The organism is Brevibacterium sp. AGC70 (genome assembly GCF_057334195.1).
Genome location: NZ_JBHFIH010000016.1, coordinates 82,146 through 97,554 on the forward strand (window position 1 = coordinate 82,146; position 15,409 = coordinate 97,554).

Annotated in this window: 11 protein-coding genes; 6 read left to right on the forward strand and 5 right to left on the reverse strand. The window is 65.3% G+C overall.

Going from position 1 to position 15,409, the window contains the following annotated elements; translation table 11 throughout:
- Positions 1-50: 50 nt before the first annotated feature.
- The 4 genes from catA to ACE03M_RS14285 all read right to left on the reverse strand — a co-directional run bounded on the left by catA (position 51) and on the right by ACE03M_RS14285 (position 4,698).
- Positions 51-920, reverse strand: a complete 870-nt coding sequence (gene catA / locus ACE03M_RS14270) for a catechol 1,2-dioxygenase (RefSeq protein WP_485934659.1) — start codon at positions 918-920, stop codon at positions 51-53.
- A gap of 78 nt (positions 921-998) precedes the next feature.
- On the reverse strand, positions 999-2,102 hold the full coding sequence (locus ACE03M_RS14275; RefSeq protein WP_485934661.1) for a mandelate racemase/muconate lactonizing enzyme family protein: 1,104 nt from the start codon (positions 2,100-2,102) through the stop codon (positions 999-1,001).
- Entirely contained in the window at positions 2,099-3,067 is a 969-nt protein-coding gene (locus tag ACE03M_RS14280; RefSeq protein ID WP_143923031.1) for a LysR family transcriptional regulator, read from the reverse strand. Before ACE03M_RS14280 ends, ACE03M_RS14275 begins: the two co-directional genes overlap by 4 nt.
- Positions 3,064-4,698 carry an ATP-binding protein gene (locus ACE03M_RS14285; RefSeq protein WP_485934664.1) on the reverse strand — a complete coding sequence of 545 codons (1,635 nt, stop codon included), beginning with the start codon at positions 4,696-4,698 and terminating at the stop codon, positions 3,064-3,066. The genes ACE03M_RS14280 and ACE03M_RS14285 overlap by 4 nt, the downstream gene beginning before the upstream one ends.
- 353 nt (positions 4,699-5,051) lie before the next feature.
- Between ACE03M_RS14285 and hutU the strand changes: the two genes are divergently transcribed.
- Positions 5,052-6,773, forward strand: a complete 1,722-nt coding sequence (gene hutU / locus ACE03M_RS14290) for a urocanate hydratase (RefSeq protein ID WP_485934665.1) — start codon at positions 5,052-5,054, stop codon at positions 6,771-6,773.
- Positions 6,774-6,817: 44 nt separating this feature from the next.
- On the opposite strand, the gene ACE03M_RS14295 is transcribed toward hutU, so the two are convergent.
- Complete coding sequence (locus ACE03M_RS14295) at positions 6,818-8,131, reverse strand: PucR family transcriptional regulator (protein WP_485934667.1); 1,314 nt, start codon at positions 8,129-8,131, stop codon at positions 6,818-6,820.
- A 146-nt stretch (positions 8,132-8,277) separates the two neighbouring features.
- Between ACE03M_RS14295 and ACE03M_RS14300 the strand changes: the two genes are divergently transcribed.
- The 5 genes from ACE03M_RS14300 to ACE03M_RS14320 form a co-directional block, all read left to right on the forward strand.
- Positions 8,278-9,579, forward strand: a complete 1,302-nt coding sequence (locus tag ACE03M_RS14300) for a class I adenylate-forming enzyme family protein (RefSeq protein WP_485934669.1) — start codon at positions 8,278-8,280, stop codon at positions 9,577-9,579.
- A gap of 116 nt (positions 9,580-9,695) precedes the next feature.
- Positions 9,696-10,976 (forward strand): imidazolonepropionase, encoded by a 1,281-nt coding sequence (gene hutI, locus ACE03M_RS14305; RefSeq protein ID WP_485934671.1) that lies wholly within the window; start codon positions 9,696-9,698, stop codon positions 10,974-10,976.
- An 89-nt stretch (positions 10,977-11,065) separates the two neighbouring features.
- Positions 11,066-12,775: a histidine ammonia-lyase gene (gene hutH, locus ACE03M_RS14310; RefSeq protein WP_143923037.1), complete on the forward strand. Its 1,710-nt coding sequence runs from the start codon at positions 11,066-11,068 to the stop codon at positions 12,773-12,775.
- Position 12,776: 1 nt separating this feature from the next.
- The gene (locus ACE03M_RS14315) at positions 12,777-14,027 is read left to right on the forward strand and encodes an allantoate amidohydrolase (protein ID WP_485934673.1); all 1,251 of its coding nucleotides are present in this window, start codon (positions 12,777-12,779) and stop codon (positions 14,025-14,027) included.
- The coding region (locus tag ACE03M_RS14320; RefSeq protein WP_485934674.1) for an amidohydrolase family protein at positions 14,024-15,409 on the forward strand (1,386 nt) is incomplete at its 3' end. The genes ACE03M_RS14315 and ACE03M_RS14320, both read left to right, overlap by 4 nt.

A 15,409-nucleotide genomic window follows, 5' to 3' on the forward strand; every position in this document is an offset into this window, starting at 1 on the left:
GGGCCCCCCTCCGCGTTGCTCTGCCGCTGAGTCAGAGTGGTTGAGTCAGCTCAGCCCTCAGCGTCGAGGACGAAGTTGTAGGTCGTCATCTCGCCTTCTTCATCCGGGTTGGGCTGAGGATCGAGCAGGAGCTCAGGTTTGACGGCCGAGGCGATGTCATCATCGTTGTGCGGATCGCCGGGGAAGTACAGCTGCGAGGTGATGAGCTTGTGGCCGGGAGCATGCACTTTGAAGTGCATGTGCGCCGGACGCCAAGCGTGCCACCCGGCAGCCTCGATGAGCTGACCGCAGGCGCCGTCCGTGGGGATCTGGTAGGGCGCGGGACGGATCGTGTGGATCTCGTATTCGCCGTCCTCGTTGGCGATGAAGGTGCCGCGCAGGTTCCACTCGGGCAGACCTGGAGCGAACTGCGAGTAGAAGCCCAAGCTGTCGGCGTGCCACAGTTCGAGCTTGGCTCCGGGAAGCGGTTCGCCGGTGGTCGAGGTGACCTGGCCCTTGAAGATGAACGGGGTGCCAGGTTCGTCGGGGCGCATGTCGATGGTGCCGTTCCATTCGACCTCAGGTGAGTTGTCGAGGTAGTACGGCCCTTCGATGGTGCCCTTGGAACCTTCACGGTCCTGGTTGGCGACTTCCTCGACCGCGTGCTCGATCCACACGTCGAGGAACAGAGGCCATTCGCCGTCTTCGCCGACCTGGATCAGCCAGGCCTTGAGTGCGTTGTACTCCTCGTAGCTGACCTGCTCCTCTTCGACGATGTCGGTAAGAGCTTTGATGGCCTTGCCTGCCAGGAGCTCGACCCGCTCATGGTTGACGACTCCGCCGCTGGCCTGAGCCTGGCGCTCGCGGAATCGTGCGGAGGCATTTGCGCCTGAGTCCGCTGCCTTGGCGGTGGCTTCTTGTGTGAAATTGTTCTCTGACATGTCTGCTCCTTTGTTGATGTGGTGTTCGTCAGTTTCTGTGGATCACTCAGGTCCGGCTGGTTCACCGGACTTGGGAAGCTATCTGTCGGTGCGGTAGTGGGAGAGTTTGTCCTCGTTGACGGCGGTGCCGGCGCCGGGGAGAGTGGGTGCGTGGATGTGTCCGTCCTTGATCTCCAGCGGGGAGGCGATGAGATCATCGCTCATATCGAGGAAGTTCGACATCTCTGCCGGGTACCTGGAGGAGTGCTCGAACGCCGCACCGAAGGTCACCGTTGCGACACTGCCCAGCTGGGTGTCGATCTGGTTGCCCATGAGCACGTCGAGCCCGAGGGCCTCGGCGTAGGACAGGATCTTCTGGGATTCCGTGAAGCCGGTCCGCGCGGTTTTGATCGACAGGGCGTTGGCTCCGCCGGTCTGGATCTCGCGAGCGGCATCGCCGAGGTTGGGCGCCGATTCGTCGGCGACGATCGGAATCGGTGAGTTCGTCACCAGCTGGCGGCGTGTGAGCACCTCGTCGGCATCATTGGGTTCTTCGAAGAAGCGAAGATCGAGATCGGCTGTGCCTGCCAGCATCTGCGCGGCCTCGGTGGCGTTCCAGCCTCGGTTCGCATCCAGGTAGAGGAGTGCCTCGGCGCCCAGTGCCTCACGCAGAGCAACGACGAGTTCGATGTCGAGGGAGACCGGACGGCGGCCGACCTTGATCTTGAACGAGCGGACTCCGTAGGTTTCCGTGAACGACAGGGCCTCGTCGACGACCGCCTGGGTGGGTGAGAAGCCGAGCATATGCGAGACCTCCAAGGAGGGGGCGAACCCGCCGAGGAGGCGGTGGACCGGGGTCGAATTCGCCTGGCCGATGAGGTCCCAGAGGGCGATGTCGACGCCGCCTTTGGCGGTCTGATTGCCGACCGTGCGATGCAGTTTGGAATGGATCGCCGCGCGGTCGAGGGGGTCAGCGCCGATGAGTGCGTCGGAGAAGATCGTGTTGATGACGGCGATGGCTGACTCGACGGTCTCACCGTAGGTGTAGGGGCGCGGCGGGATGTCAGCGGTGCCGACGAGGCCGTCATCGGTGTGGAGGCGCACGAGCACATGTTCGATGTGATGGACCTCGCCGCTGGCGAACTTCAGCGGCTTCTTCATCGGGATCCGGTAGGGCACCGTCTCCAGGTGGGTGATCTTCACGATGCGTTCTCCTTCGGTTCGGCGGGCGTGTCCACCGGATCGGTCAGCGTCTCAGCCGGATCGGTTGCTTCTTCGTCGATGACGTCGGAGGTCACCTCGGTGATGATCCGGGCCATGCGAGTGACGGTCTGGGTTTCTTCATTTGTTCGCCACGCCAGAGCGAGTTCGGTCCGAGGCGCTTCGGCGATCTCACGGAAGTGGACGCCTGGGATCTCCAGAGCAGTGGCAGTGCGGGGGACGATGGCGGGCCCCAGCCCGGCGGCGACCAGTGACATCAGAGTCGAGGTCTCCGAAGCGCGGATCGAGTAGTCGGGAGACGCCGACTGCTCGGAGAGGAACGCCGTCGTGACCGCCGACACCACGGAGTTCTCCGGGTAGCCGACCAAGGGCGTCTCGGCCAGCTCAGCGGCTGTGATCGACTCGAGGTCGTCCAGCGGGGAACCGGTCGGTACGGCCAGGATGCAGGTCTCATGTCCGAGTACCTGGTAGCTCAGCCCCTTCATCGGAGAGCTGTAGCGCAGGAGCGCGATGTCGATGCTGCGTTCGAGCAGTTGGGAGACGAGCCGGGGCGTGGTCATCTCGCCGCTGACCCCCAGCTGCAGGTTGGGCGCGGCCATGGCTGTGCGGCGCACGACCTGCGGCATCACTCCATAAGTTGTGGAGCCGGTGAAGCCGAGGCGCAGCGGGCCCTTGAGCCCGGCGCCGATGAGCTGGACCTCGGTGCCGAGGGTGTCGAGTTCGGACAGGACTCGACGGGCCTGCTCGAGGAGGTGACTTCCCGCCGAGGTCAGGGCGACCGTGCGGGTGGTCCGGTTGAGCAGGGTGGTGCCCAGCTGTCGCTCGAGCTTGCGGATCTGCTGGGAGAGATAGGGCTGAGCCAGCTTGAGGCGCTCCGCCGCCTTGCCGAAGTGGCGTTCCTCGGCAACGGTGGCGAAGTACTGCAGCTGGCGGGTCTCGAGCATCATATGGATGCACCCGCCGTGGCCGGAGCGGACTGTTCTGCCGTCGGCGTCGGGCTTGCGGAGTCTTCAGCCTTCGTATGGATTCCGCGGAAGTGAGCGGCGTGGATGAAGTCGTCCATGCTCAGCGCCGCACCTCGGTGGGCGGCGATGCGCAGTGCCAGACGCAGCACCATCTTGATGTCACGGGCGGTGATGTCGACGAAGTCGCTGACCAGGCGGTCGAGGAGGTCCGCGTCGAGCTCGATGTCGTTGCCGCGGGCCATGATCTGCCAGATCTGACGGGCATCCTTGGGACTCGGGGCGTGATATTCGATGACGGCGGCGCAGCGTGCGAGGATCGCCTCGTCGACCCCGTTCATCCGGTTGGTCGTGAGGAAGAGGAGCCCATCGAAGTATTCGAGGGTGCGCAGGAACTCAGCGACGATCGCGTTCTGGGTGAGATCGAGGCCGCGTTCGAGGACGAAGACATCGGCCTCGTCGAGGAGGAGCACAGCGTCCCAGCGCTTGGCCCGGTCGAAGATGACCTCGAGGTTCTTCCTTACGGCCTCGGGCGTGATGCCCAGTGATCCGGAGTGGATCGAGTACAACGGTTTGCCGATGACCTCGGCATACACCTCGGCGGTCAGAGTCTTGCCGACGCCGGGACGTCCCTTGGCGAGGATGACGTTGCCCGCGGATTTGCCGTTGATGATATCGCCGGTGAAGACGCCGATGTCCGAGGTGAGGATGGTCAGCAGCTCACGCTGTTCGTCAGGGAGGACCAGCTTGTCCTGCAGACTCGGATCGTAGGCGTATGCATCGAGGTCGCCGGTATTGACGTCGAGGTAGTCCTGGGCGCCGAGGTCGAAGACGCGCACGGCTGTGAGCAGCGGAATCGTTCCCAGCTCGTCTTCGTCGAAGAGGACGGAGGGGGTCGATCCGCGCAGGCCGGCGATCTCATCGGGGGCGACGTCGTTGACGACCTTGCGTCCGGCACGGCGATTGGCCGCACGGTGGTCGTCGGTGCGGATCGCGCGCCCGGTGAAGATGTACTGGGAGCCGAAGCCGTGTTCGATGATCTCCTTGAACTCAGCCAGGCGGGTCGAGTATTCGTCCTTGAGCGACTGATTCTCACGGAAGGCGCCGGCAGCGGTCAGTGCCTCTTCGGGCGTCTTGCCGACGATCTCGGTGTCTTCGAAATAGAGGATGCGCGGAACTCGGGAAGGGCGCTTGACCGTCGGATTGTCGGCCTCGAGGGTCAGTTTCACGCGCGGTCCGCGGGTCTTGTCGCCGTGTTCGACCGCGATGGTCATCACGAGGTAGGGATGGACGTAACCGTCGGATTCGCGCACGTAGAGCCAGCCGTCGATTCGTCCTGCGCGGAGGAATTCGCGCAGGACCTCGGAGGCCGAGGTGATGTCGGGGATGACCGGGTAGTCACCGCTGCGGCTTGACTGGATCGCCGCGACGGTGCGTTCGAAGGGATGGTCGCCGAGGTTGGCCGCCGTCGTCGCAAGATCGGCCAGAGCCTGGTCGGTGAGGTCGCGCTCGGGAATTCCGATCTCCTTCGAGCGCCAGTTCTGGGCCCGCGTACGGGTAGTCAGAAGGTCCGGGGACTCGGTGCCCGCGACGACCGCGGTAGGGGCAGTGAACATCGTCGTTCCTCTTCTCTGATGCTCGGAGATTCGGTGTTTCACTCGTCACACTATGCCCTTTTCGTCTTTACTTACAGAATCGATTTCGTCTCGATTGAGAAGTATGTTGCATAAGTATTGAGAAGCAGAAGGAATGAATGGATGGGGAGGTGGCGCGGAATGCCAAACCCCAGCTCGGCAAGCATGTCCGATATTTCGGACGGAACTTGATCCAGACCACTTTCGCAAATCCCGCCAGCCGTCAGAATGGATTGTGTAGTCAGGGACGACAACGGCACTGAGGAATCAATCTCCGCACAGCCGAACCCCCGGAACCATTCCGCTCTGCCGGACACGATGACAAGGAGAGTCACATGACCACGAAGCCCGGCTTCACCCAGCACGATCCCTCACGCGTGATCCGCGCCGACCGCGGCACCGAGATCACAGCCAAGAGCTGGCAGACCGAAGCGCCCAAGCGCATGCTCATGAACAACCTCGACCCCGAGGTCGCCGAGCGTCCCGAAGACCTCGTCGTCTACGGCGGCACCGGTCGAGCGGCTCGCTCCTGGGAGGCCTACGACGCGATTGTGCGCACCCTCGATGACCTCGAGGACGATGAGACTCTTCTCGTCCAGTCGGGCAAGCCGGTCGGCGTCATGCGCACCCACGAATGGGCCCCGCGCGTACTCATCGCCAACTCCAACCTCGTCGGCGACTGGGCCAATTGGGAGCACTTCCGCGAGCTCGAGGCCGAGGGTCTCATGATGTACGGCCAGATGACCGCCGGCTCCTGGATCTACATCGCCACCCAGGGCATCCTCCAGGGCACCTATGAGACCTTCGGTGCCATCGCCGACAAGCGCTACAACGGCACCTTGGCCGGAACCCTGACGATCACCGGCGGCTGCGGCGGCATGGGCGGCGCCCAGCCACTGTCCGTGACGCTCAACGGCGGCGTCTGCCTCATCATCGATGTCGACAAGACCCGCCTCGACCGCCGCAAGTCCAAGCGCTACCTCGACGAGGTCGAGACCGATCTGGACACGGCACTCGCCAAGGTCATCGAGGCCAAGAAGAACAAGCAGGCCTTGTCCGTGGGACTCGTCGGCAACGCCGCTGAGATCCTGCCGATGATCCTCGACCGTCCAGAGGCCGCAGAGGTCGACATCGTCACCGACCAGACCTCGGCGCATGACCCGCTGTCCTACCTGCCAATCGGCGTCAGCGTCGATGACTGGCACGAAGAGGCCGAGCAGGACGCGGAGAAGTTCACCATCCGCGCCGAGGAATCTATGGCCAAGCACGTGCGTGCCATGGTCGAGTTCCAGGACCGCGGTGCCGAGGTCTTCGACTACGGCAACTCGATCCGCGATGAAGCCCGCAAGGCCGGCTACGACCGCGCCTTCGAATTCCCCGGCTTCGTCCCCGCCTACATCCGCCCGCTCTTCTGCGAAGGACTCGGACCGTTCCGCTGGGTCGCCCTGTCCGGTGATCCCAAGGACATCGAGGTCACCGACAAGGCACTCAAGGAACTCTTCCCCGAGGACGAGCACCTCCACACCTGGCTCGACGCCGCCAACGAGTACGTCGAGTTCGAAGGTCTCCCGGCCCGCATCTGCTGGCTCGGCTACAAGGAGCGCCAGCAGGCCGGACTTCTGTTCAACCAGCTCGTCGCCGAGGGCGCAATCTCGGCCCCGATCGTCATCGGCCGCGACCACCTCGACTCCGGCTCGGTCGCCAGCCCCTACCGTGAGACCGAATCGATGCTCGACGGCACCGACGCCGTGGCCGACTGGCCGCTGCTCAATGCCATGGTCAACACCTCATCGGGTGCCACCTGGGTGTCCATCCACCACGGCGGCGGCGTCGGCATCGGCCGCTCCATCCACGCCGGTCAGGTCTCCGTGGCCGACGGCACCGAGCTGGCTGCGAAGAAGCTCGCCCGTCTGCTGACGAACGACCCGGGCATGGGCGTCATCCGCCACGTCGACGCCGGGTACGACCGCGCTGCCGAGGTTGCCGAAGAGCGCGGCATGCGCGTTCCGATGATTCCCGAGCTCGACAAGCGCGACGAGGAGTCCGCCGCGCAGTAGTGCTCCAGGCCGCTGATTCTGCCGGTGAGGCCCCGCGCCCACGCTCAGTCCGGAACTGGTTCCCGTGACTCAAAGATATAGCTGTGGGCATAGAGGGCTGCCTCGATGTTGAGCCGATTCGATCCCAGATCCGTGCCGAGGATCGCCTCCGCCATCTCCACGCGGTACCGGATCGAGTTCTTGTGCATCGACATCGCGGCTGCCGTTGCCGTGTAGCTGAGATCGTGAAGCATATATGCCAACAACGTCGAGCGGTGCCGGGTATTGGCCGCAGAGTCCTCCGCCAGCGGTCCGAGGACGGAGCGCACCCAGTCACGGCCCGCCTCGACGTCGGTGGACAGCAGTGAGACGAGAGCCATTCCGGGTTCGTCGTGGGAGCGCAGAGGCGCTGGTGTTCGTCCGGCAAGGCAGACGTTCTGGACTCGCAGGGCCTCTTGGTGAGAAAGTCGGAATCCTTGCGCCGCTGTGTGAGCGGAACCGAGCGCCAGGCGCACGGCGTCGGTGGCACTCGAGCGAAGTCGATCACGGAGGGACTCCTCGTACTGCCAGCTCTCGGGCACCGTGATCCATCCCCAGGCGGTGTCCTGGTCGCGGCTGATGATCAGGCTGGAGCGTGGGGAGCTCATTGCCGCGGCCACGGCGTTGATGGCGGAGGTGAGTCTGCCCAGGCCATCAATGGTGTCCGGTGCCGAATGGTGGGTCCAGGCGATGACCGCCACGTGACGGGCGGTGAGACTGTAGCCCAGTGTTGCCGCGGCCGCAGCGGCGTCGACGTGCCCGCCTTCGATGATGCCTCTGACCTGGGATTCCCGTGCAGTGGTGCGGTTGGCCAGCCAGGCCTCGCGTTCCGCTTCGTAGAGGAGGGCGACCTTCTGTGACATCCAGTCGATATATTCCGAGACCTCATCGACCAGCCGCTGGAACACTGCTGAGGCCAGATCGTTCGGGAGATCGGCATCGGTGGTGATGTAGTCGTAGGCGGCCTGCAGCAGCCGTTGCTGTCCCAAGCGATAGGCCCTGACCAGGGCGTTGACTGAAATCCCACGTTGTGCCAGTCGTCTGGCGTATTCGTAGGCAGCGACCGGCGGTTCGAGGTTGTCCGGAGCGATCCCATGCCGGAGCGCATGGAAGATGGTCTCGATATTGCCTTCGATGCTCGCGCTGAGAAGGTCGAGGAGTGTGCGCTCCTCTCTGAGTTCGGCGATCCTCGTGGCCAGATAGTCGTAGACGCTCTGGGTCAGCTCCGGCACGCGCGGACTCAGCTCCGCGGAGATCCGGGAGAGCTGCGCCATCACCTCGGCGGTGGCAGGTGTGGGACCAGGCCCGTCGCCGGGCGTCCACGAAGGAGAGGCGACCATAGGAGAAGACTAGCGCGAACTTCCTGCTCTGGTGAGAAGCTCACCGAAAGCTCTGGAGATCTGTTTGTAGCTTTGACCCAAGGATGGGGAATGCTTTGACATGTGCGACCAGTGTGCTGGCCACGATGCCTGCATACGCTTGATCCATGCAGACTTCGAACAGGACCTCCGTGCCGACCAGGAACAGAACGTCGACACGTGAAGACGAAGAGGCTCGAGCCGAACAGGGGGGCGCCGAGGCGGCTGTGACCTCAGCCTTCCCCGTGGCCGAACTGGTCGGGCTCCCCGCCGACCGTGCCCGCTCCGACCCTCATGGACCCTGCCTGAGCTGGCCCGGCGGCAGCCTCGACAACGCCGAATTCGCATCCGCGGTGGCCGCGACCGCAGTCGCCATGAGGACTCAGTTCAGGATCGGTCAAGGTACGGTGGTCGGTGTGCTGCTGGACAACGTCCCCGAGATCGTCACGACGATGTTCGCCACCTGGTCCCTCGGTGCGGTCCTGACCCCGATCAACCCTGCGCTGAGCAACGACGAGGTCAGTTTCCAGCTCGACGACTCCGGAGCCGTGCTCCTCATCGGAGACTCCCACGCCGAGGTGGTTGCCGACGTCCGCGGCCTCAGCTTCCTCTCCGTCGACGACGAATGCTTTCGCGGCGGTGCCGAACCGATCAGTGATCTCGCCGTTCGCGGCGGCGATGGATCACTCATCGTCTATGCCTCGCCGACGACAGGCCGGCCCAAGGGCTGCCTGCTCAGCCACTCCAACGTCTCGGCCATGGCATGGTCGACCCTCACTGGGATCGACTTCGGTGCTGATGCACGCAGCCTGCTGGTGCTGCCTCTCTTCGACTGCCGTGGGCTCCTCGCGGGCACCGTTTCATCTCTCATGTTCGGCGGCAGCGTCCATGTGCTGCCGAGCTTCGATCCGAGAACCTTCTGGGGTGTCGTCGAGGAAGAGCGTCCGACCTATTTCTCAACTGTGCCGACGATCATCTCGGCCCTTGAAGCCACGAAGAAACGCGACGTCGACGCGAGCTCCCTGCAGTTCGTCATCTGTGGGGCCGCACCGATGTCGGTCGACGTGATCACCCGGTTCGAGTCGAAGTTCGAGGTGCCCATCCTTGAAGGCTACGGTCTCTCGGAATGCTCGGCTGCGGTGACCCTCAACCGCAATGACGGCACCCGCCGCCTCGGAACCGTGGGGACGGCTCTGCCGGGAATCACCGTGGCCATCCGCAGTCCGGACGGCCGAGACCTGCCTGCAGGCGAAGTCGGCGAGGTGGTCGTCTCCGGGCTGACCGTCATGTGCGGCTTCCTCGGCCGTCCCGAGGAGACAGCCGAGACGCTCAAAGATGGCTGGCTGCACACCGGTGACCTCGGATTCCTCGACGAGGACGGATTCCTGACCCTCGTCGAGCGCGTCAACAGCGTGGATGCAGCGGTATGAGTCGCCGATCACGAACTGTCTGAAATATCGGACAAATTCCTTTGATCGCACTTCAGCGGTGAGCCTGCGCGGTCCATACTGAGAGTGAACTACTCTCGATCGCGAAGGACACCCCCTTGCAGCTCATCACCGGGATCAGCGAACTCGTCGTCAATGACCTCGACACACTCGGCGCCCTGAACGTCGTTGAGGACGCCGCAGTGCTCATAGGCGGGGGGCGGATTCTGTGGTCGGGGCCGTCCGCTCAGGCGGACACCGCACTTCACGACCACCTCGGCGATGCCGATTCCACCCCCGCCGAGGTGGTCAACGACGATGACATCGAAAACGGCACCCTCACCTCGGCGAGCGCCGGTGTGGAGCTCGAAACGATCGACCTGGGCGGCAAGGCCGTCATCCCGGGCTTCGTCGACAGCCACAACCACCTCATCTTCGCCGGCGACCGATCGGCGGAGTTCGCCGCGCGCATGGCGGGGGAAAAGTACTCTGCAGGTGGCATCGCCACGACCGTCGCGGCCACACGGGCCGCCAGCGACGAGGAGCTCGAGGCCAACCTCGTCCACCTCATGAGTCAGGCCACCCGGCAGGGCACGACGACCTTCGAGATCAAGTCCGGCTACGGTCTGAGTGTCAAGGACGAAGTGCGCGCGCTGGACATCATCAACCGCCACACCGAAGAATCCACGCTCATCGCCGCCCATGTGGTGCCGCCGGAGTTCAAAGAGAACCCCCAAGCCTACGTCGACCTCGTCATCGACGAGATCATTCCGGCCGCGATCGGCCAGGCCAAGTGGATCGACGTGTTCTGCGAAAAGGGCGCCTTCACCGAGGATCAGACGCGTCGCATCATCGAAGCAGGCAAGGCCGCGGGCATGAAACCGCGCCTGCACGCCAACCAGCTCACCGACGGGGGAGCGCTCAGGCTCGGCGCCGAACTCGGCTGCGTGTCCGTCGACCATGCGACATTCGCCTCCGATGAGGACCTCGCAGCCCTCGCCGAGGCGGGCACCGTCGTCACGCTGCTGCCGAGCATCGAATTCTCCACCCGCCAGCCCTACCCCGACGCGCGCCGCTACGTAGAGGCGGGCGTCAGCCTGGCGATCGCCACGGACTGCAACCCGGGATCGGGATTCTCCAACAGCATCCCCTTCACGATCGCCATCGGGGTTCGCGATATGCACTTCACCGTCGAACAGGCAGTCTGGGCCGTCACCGCCGGCGGCGCCAACGCCCTGCAGCGCACCGATGTCGGCCACCTCGGCGCCGGAGCTCAGGCAGACCTCGCCATCCTCGACGCGCCCAGCTACCGCCACTTGGCCTACCGGCCCGGCGTCCAACTCGTCGAACGCGTCTACCGCGGCGGCGAACTCGTCGCTGACAACAGACCACAGGTCTGAACTGCTGAGGGCCGGGCCCGGCCCTCCCGCCTCTTCACCGTCTGATGACACCACACGCACGTATAACTCACTCAACCGAAAGGTCCCAGATGTCAGTCTTCATCGATCTCGATCCCGATACCCTCACATTCGCCCAGGTGGTCGACGTCGCCCGCCACGATGCGAAGGTGGCCCTGAGCGAGACCACCCTGGCCCGCGTGAACAAATACCGCGAAGCCATCGACGCGCTCGCTCAGGCTGAGAAGCCGGTCTACGGAGTCTCCACCGGCTTCGGGGCACTGGCCCAGCGCCACATCCCCGCCGAACTGCGCACCCAGCTGCAGAAATCACTCATCCGCTCCCACGCGGCAGGCGTCGGCGAACCCGTCGAACGCGAGGTCGTGCGCGCACTCATGCTCCTTCGTGCCCGCACCCTGGCCACCGGCCGAGCAGGTGTGCGCGCCGAGGTGCTCCAGACCTACGTCGACCTCCTCAACGCCGGCATCACCCCGGTCGTCCACGAATACGGGTCGCTGGGCTGCTCCGGTGATCTCGCGCCGCTCTCTGCCTGTGCGCTCGTCGTCATGGGTGAAGGCGTGGCCGCCGGACCGGACGGAGTTGCCGGCCCCGCCGACGAAGTGCTGGCCGCGGCCGGAATCGCTCCGGTCACCCTGGCCGAGAAGGAAGGCCTGGCGCTGGTCAACGGCACCGACGGCATGCTCGGCATGCTCATCATGGCCCTGACCGATCTGGAGAACCTGCTCACCGCCGTCGACGTCTCCGCAGCCATGAGCATCGAGGGACTCTTCGGCACCGATGCCGTCTTCGCCCCCGAACTCCACTACGCCCTGCGCCCCCACGACGGCCAGTCCGCGGCGGCCGCGAACATGCTGACGTCGCTGAAGGACTCGGGCATCACCGCCAGCCACCGCGACTCGACCCACCTGGTCCAGGACGCCTACTCGATGCGCTGCGCCCCGCAGGTCAACGGCGCCGCCCGTGATGCCGTCGCCTTTGCCGCGCAGGTCGCCGAGCGCGAACTGCGTGCGGCCATCGACAATCCCGTCGTGCTCACCAACGGCATGGTCTCCTCCAACGGCAACTTCCACGGCGCGCCTCTGGCCCACGCCCTGGACTTCCTCGCCATCGTCGCCGCCGATGTCGCCTCGATGTCCGAACGCCGCACCGACCGGATGATGGACGTCACCCGTAACCAGAATCTCACCCCGTTCCTCGCCGATGACGCCGGTGTCGACTCGGGCCTGATGATCGCCCACTACACCCAGGCCGCAATGGTCTCCGAGGCCAAACGCAACGCCAGCCCCGCCTCGGTGGACTCGATCCCGTCCTCGGCCATGCAGGAAGATCACGTATCGATGGGCTGGTCGGCCGCCCGCAAGCTGCGCAAGGTCGTCGACAACCTCGCCAGCGTCGTCGGCATCGAGTTCTACGCCGCCTCTCGGGCCTGCGATATGCGCGAAGCCGCACCGGCACCGGTCACCGGTGCCGTGATCTCCGCGATCCGCGAAACCGTGCCCGGTCCCGGCCCAGACCGCTTCCTGTCTCCGGAACTGGCCGAGACGATCGCCAAGGTCAAGGACGGCTCCCTCGTCGCGGCTGCCGAGTCGGTCTCACCGCTGCAGCACACCGTCACCTCGGCTGCCGGAACCTGGTTGCCCGAAGGTGGATCACCAGCGGTCAACGACCCCGAGTTCACCGCCCTGGGCAACCTCGATGCGGCTGCCGCAGCCTCCGGCACCGACGCGGCGACGACCCATCGGGATGCAGCCGGCGTCAACGGTTCGGGCGAGGCGAACTGAGATGAGCGACGTCGTCTCCCTCCTGGCCCAGATCGAGGACACCGGCCGTGACACACGTGGTCCCGGCTACCAGCGGGCAGGGTTCTCGAACACCGAACGCGAACTCCGTGACTGGTTCCTCGCCGAGGCGGCCCGCCGGGGCCTCGACACCGAGGTCGATGACAATGGCATCACCTGGGCGTGGGCGACCGCGCCCGGTGACAACGCTGTCGTCACCGGCTCTCATCTCGACTCAGTCCCCGGCGGAGGTGCTTTCGACGGCCCCCTCGGCGTCGCCTCGGCGCTGGCGGCTTTCGACGAACTCAAGTCATCGGGAGCACTCGAGCGCGCCCAGCGGCCGCTCGCGCTCGCCGTCTTCCCCGAGGAAGAGGGCTCTCGCTTCGGAGTCGCCTGCCTCGGATCGCGCCTCATCACGGGCGCCATCGAGGCCGACCGGGCACTGGGTCTCACCGACGCCAACGGTGACACCTTCGCCGACGTTGCCCGCAGCTACGGTCTCGACCCGAACCGCATCGGCACCGACGAAGCCCGGCTGGAGAAGGTCGGATCCTTCATCGAACTCCACGTCGAGCAGGGCATCGGTCTCATCAACACCGACCAGGCAGTGGCGATCGGCTCCTCGATCATCGGCCACGGGCGCTGGCACTTCGCGTTCTCCGGCCAGGGCAACCACGCCGGCACCACCCCGATGAGCCATCGCGCGGACCCAGTCGTCGCCGGCAGTCGCGTCATCGGAGACATCCCGGTCCTCGCTGCCAGCCATGACCAGGCCGTGGCCACGGTCGGCCGTACCCTCATCCACCCGGGCGGGACCAACGTCATCGCCTCGGGCATGAGCTTCTGGCTCGACATCCGTCACGCCGATGACGGCGTCGTCAGACAAGTGCTCGAATCGATCTCGAAGCGCGCCCGCGAGCATGCCGAGGGTGTCGGCGTTGAGGTGTCGATCTCCCAGGAATCGTACTCACCGACGACGTACTTCACCGCCGAACTCAATTCCCGGCTGACCTCTGTGCTGCCCGATGCGCCGCTGCTGCCCTCGGGTGCCGGACACGATGCGGGCATCCTCGCACCGCACGTGCCCTCGGCGATGCTCTACGTGCGCAACCCGACCGGAGTCTCACACGCACCCGAAGAGGCCTGCGAGGACGATGACCAGCGCGCCGGTGTCTCCGCCCTGGTCAAGGTCCTCGAAGGGGAGCTTGGGGTGAGCGGCTCGGGTGCTGCCGAGTCTGTGGAGGGCGCATCATGAGCACGCGCTTCTGGTGCGAAACCGCCTGGGTCGACGGAGAGGTCGCCACCGGCGTCCTGCTCACTGCCGATGACACCGGCACCCTGACCTCGGTCGAGACCGGAATCGACACCCCACCCACCATCGCCGAGGTGGTTCCCGGCTTCGCCCTGCCAGGTGGTGTCAACGCCCACTCGCATGCCTTCCACCGCATCCTGCGCGGTCGCACCCACGGTGACGGCGGCACCTTCTGGACCTGGCGCGAAGTCATGTACTCGGTGGCCGCGACGTTGAACCCGGAGAACTACGAAACCGTGGCGCGTGCGGTCTTCGCGGAGATGCTCGCCGGCGGCTACACCTCGGTGGGGGAGTTCCACTACGTCCACCACGCACCTGATGGGACGCCGTACGGTGTGGGCACCGATGCTGAGTCGGGATGTCCCCGCGGGCACGTTTCGGCGCGCGACGAACCCCGCACTCACGCGATGGAACGGGCGCTGGCACGAGCGGCTGCCTCGGCGGGACTGCGCATCCGACTCCTCGACACCTGCTATCTCACCGGCGGCATCGACACCGATCTCTCGGAAGAACAAGCTCGCTTCGGTGACGGGAGCATCGACGGATACATGGACCGCCACGCAGGTCTGTCCAAGGCCTTCGCCACCGAGTTCCCGGTCAATGCCCCTGGTGAGAGCTTCGTTCATGTGGGATCGGCCATCCATTCGATCCGTGCGGTCCCGGCTGCCAATCTGCCCAGATTCGCCGAACTCGAGGGACCCGTTCACGTGCACCTGTCCGAGCAGCCTGCAGAGAACGACGTCTGCCAAGCCGCCTACGGCACGACACCCACGCAGGTCCTCGACCGCTCAGGTGTGGTCGCGTCGAATCTTTCGGCCGTCCACGCCACGCACCTCAGCGATGATGACATCGCGACGCTGGGAGGGGCCGAAGCAAACATCGTCATGTGCCCGTGCACGGAAGCCGACCTGGCCGACGGCATCGGCCCAGCTCGCGAACTCGCCGATGCCGGAGCGACGATCTCGATCGGCTCCGATCAGCACGTCGTCCTCGACGCTCTGCGCGAGACCCAGGGTATGGAAGCCGGGGAACGGCTGCGGTCAGGCCAGAGAGGGCGATTCTCGCCTGCCGCGCTCATCACCTCGCTGACGAAGGGTGGGGCGCGCAGCCTCGACCTGCCCGTCGGCGAACTGGCCGTGGGCAAGGCATGCGACTTCATCGCAGTGAGAACCGACAGCATTCGCACCTTCGGATCGGTGGGTGAACAGATCATCCTCTCGGCCACCTCGGCGGATGTGACTATGACTGTCAGCGGTGCCCAAGTCCGGGTCCGCGACGGCGTGCACACCGAACTCGGCGAAATCTCGGAGCTGTACCGGGCCGCG

Excerpts from the sequence above, each read along its gene's own strand:
- ACE03M_RS14280 (WP_143923031.1), bottom strand. The coding sequence starts at position 3,067 with ATGATGCTCGAGACCCGCCAGCTGCAGTACTTCGCCACCGTTGCCGAG.
- ACE03M_RS14315 (WP_485934673.1), top strand. The coding sequence starts at position 12,777 with ATGAGCGACGTCGTCTCCCTCCTGGCCCAGATCGAGGACACCGGCCGT.
- hutU (WP_485934665.1), top strand. The coding sequence starts at position 5,052 with ATGACCACGAAGCCCGGCTTCACCCAGCACGATCCCTCACGCGTGATC.
- ACE03M_RS14295 (WP_485934667.1), bottom strand. The coding sequence starts at position 8,131 with ATGGTCGCCTCTCCTTCGTGGACGCCCGGCGACGGGCCTGGTCCCACA.
- hutH (WP_143923037.1), top strand. The coding sequence starts at position 11,066 with ATGTCAGTCTTCATCGATCTCGATCCCGATACCCTCACATTCGCCCAG.
- ACE03M_RS14285 (WP_485934664.1), bottom strand. The coding sequence starts at position 4,698 with ATGTTCACTGCCCCTACCGCGGTCGTCGCGGGCACCGAGTCCCCGGAC.
- ACE03M_RS14300 (WP_485934669.1), top strand. The coding sequence starts at position 8,278 with ATGCAGACTTCGAACAGGACCTCCGTGCCGACCAGGAACAGAACGTCG.
- catA (WP_485934659.1), bottom strand. The coding sequence starts at position 920 with ATGTCAGAGAACAATTTCACACAAGAAGCCACCGCCAAGGCAGCGGAC.